Genomic DNA, 490 nt, shown 5'->3' with positions numbered 1-490 from the left:
ATCAGTGTGTAAAATTCTCAATGCTAAGATTAAAAGAATACCGCAATCAGTGGTTTTCAAACATTCGTGGCGATATCCTATCTGGTATTGTTGTTGCTTTCGCTCTTATTCCTGAAGCAATAGGGTTCTCCGTTATTGCAGGAGTAGACCCCAAAGTGGGTTTGTATGCCTCATTTGCCATTGCATGTGTGGCAGCTTTTACCGGTGGTCGGCCCGCAATGATTTCAGCGGCTACAGCTGCCACAGCTGTCGTCATGGTATCACTCGTCAAAGAACATGGACTGCAATATCTTTTCGCAGCCACAATCTTAATGGGCATTCTTCAGATACTTGCCGGAGCATTAAAGTTAGCGCGGGTAATGTGTTTTGTTTCCCGTTCCGTCATTACCGGCTTTGTAAATGCACTGGCCGTTTTGATCTTTATGGCTCAGCTACCGGAACTGATCGATGTTCCGACACAAACCTACTGGATGATTGCAGCCGGACTGGG

General features: G+C 46.1%; 1 protein-coding gene. It reads left to right on the top strand.

Going from position 1 to position 490, the window contains the following annotated elements; translation table 11 throughout:
• Positions 1-20: 20 nt before the first annotated feature.
• Positions 21-490: SulP family inorganic anion transporter (locus tag HBA93_RS18385; protein ID WP_286202044.1), on the top strand; the 470-nt coding region annotated here is incomplete at its 3' end.

The organism is Ochrobactrum sp. SFR4, assembly GCF_019730395.1.
In the GTDB taxonomy this organism is placed as follows: domain Bacteria; phylum Pseudomonadota; class Alphaproteobacteria; order Rhizobiales; family Rhizobiaceae; genus Pseudochrobactrum.
Note: the sequence above shows the minus strand (reverse complement) of the source record. Positions and strands in the feature narration are given on the sequence as shown.